We start from the raw sequence: 1,751 nt of genomic DNA, 5'->3' as shown, positions 1-1,751 counted from the left end.
CTAATAACCAATTAATTTTTGCTCAACTATCTTTTGACACGCCAAATTGGTATGAAGATTCCGTAAAAATTTGGACAGAAACTAGCACACAATCTGAAGAACTTTTATACTTTAATTCCCTTGAACATGATTATAATGGGGATAGAAAAATAGAACGAATTATAAATGTAGTCAAAGATGTTACTGATTTTGTTATGTTGAAAAAAGAACCTTCTTTTGGTTTTCCGAATTTAAAAGATGCCGTGCGCTTACAAGAGTTACTTAATGACATTGCTTCTAAGAAATCGAGCTTTTATAGAGTTAAATATAACAGTTCGAAGGAAAGGGTCCTACTTAACGAAAAAAGTGGATTTGGACGTTTAGGATAAAAAATAGCAAGGAACTTAAAATAAGTTCCTTGCTATTTTTATAAATTCTTGAACATAATAGCCTTCTGCTTGTGTTAATTCTGTAGAATGTTTATAAGATATGTATATATTTCTATAATGTCGATCTGGTAGTTCATATATTTTTATATTATCAAATGATTTTAAGAAAAGCCTTGGTCCTATAGAAATACCTATGCCTAAATCAATCATTTTCACTATTGTATTGCAGTCACTTATATACGAATGAATCTTAGGCTCTATTTTGTGCTGATTAAAAAATTTCTCAACTTGATTTCTGTATGGCGCTGCTGGCATAATAATATTATTTTGATCAAAGAAATCCTTTAAAGAGCAATCTTTAGGAATTAACTTTAAGTCATTTGGTGTTGCTATAACTAACTCATCTTCCCAAAATGGAACTGATTCACATCCGAATTCCCCGTTAATTGTAAATCCCAGGTCAATTACTTTATTAATAACCCATTCTTGAATTTCATCATAAGTCCCCTCAAATATTATAATTTCAATAAACGGATACAATTTATTAAATTCTTTCATAATTGGAGGTAATATATGTTTTTTTACACTTGTAAAAGCCCCAATCTTCAATGTTTTAGGTAATAATTCATTATTAAAATTAGTCTCAATTAATTTACGGTTTATTTTTAATATCTGACCAATATACTCATAAGCTTTAGTGCCATGAGGAGTTAAAGTAATTGTTCGACCAGTTCTTAGGAATAAAGACGTTCCTAATTCCTTTTCTAAGCTAGAAATTGCATGGCTTACTGCAGATTGCGTCATGTTTAATTTTTCGGCAGCCTTTGTAAAACTCCCCGTTTTAATAACTGATTCAAAAATTTCATACTTAATAATACTCATGAGTTTTATTCATCCCTTGCATTAATATTATTCATTTTATTTAATCCCATTCATTAAGTATACTAATATTAACCTACTTAAGCTAGATGAGTAATGATTACCAAATGTTATATTACCTTAATTTAATCTGCAGATTTTTTAATTGCTATGGCATTATTCAATAATTATATATAGCTCAATTATTATAATTGAAAACACAATCATTATAGAGTTATATATTGATTTAATGATCATTCTCTAAATGCATAAAACTAGCAACTAGAGTGTATAAGATTGATAATTTATTTTATTCTTAACAATGTAAAGGTGGCAAAACTATGAAAAAAGTTATTTTTTTAGCTATTGGTATGTTTGCCTTGGGATTTGATGCTTATATTATTGCTGGACTTGTTCCTGGAATTAGTGATACCTATCAAAAAAGTGCATCCCAAGTCGGGCAAGCGGTAAGTATATTTACATTATGTTATGCAATATCTGCTCCATTGTTTGCTTCTCTCTTAG

Annotated in this window: 1 protein-coding gene and 2 pseudogenes; 2 read left to right on the top strand and 1 reads right to left on the bottom strand. The window is 29.0% G+C overall.

Annotated features, from left to right (window positions below):
* Positions 1-368, top strand: a pseudogene (locus AC1DJR_RS28730) (Gfo/Idh/MocA family protein); the annotation flags it as partial.
* 15 nt (positions 369-383) lie between these two features.
* On the opposite strand, the gene AC1DJR_RS28725 reads toward AC1DJR_RS28730, so the two are convergent.
* On the bottom strand, positions 384-1,250 hold the full coding sequence (locus AC1DJR_RS28725; protein ID WP_429688982.1) for a LysR substrate-binding domain-containing protein: 867 nt from the start codon (positions 1,248-1,250) through the stop codon (positions 384-386).
* A gap of 317 nt (positions 1,251-1,567) precedes the next feature.
* Here AC1DJR_RS28725 and AC1DJR_RS28720 point away from each other — a divergent pair.
* Positions 1,568-1,751 (top strand): annotated as a pseudogene (locus AC1DJR_RS28720) (MFS transporter); the annotation flags it as partial.

It is taken from the genome of Bacillus sp. 05T31 (assembly GCF_056396725.1).
This window is presented reverse-complemented; position numbering and strand designations above follow the sequence as displayed.

Bases quoted from the DNA above. Each gene is read 5' to 3' on its own strand.
- AC1DJR_RS28725 (WP_429688982.1), bottom strand. From the start codon at position 1,250: ATGAGTATTATTAAGTATGAAATTTTTGAATCAGTTATTAAAACGGGG.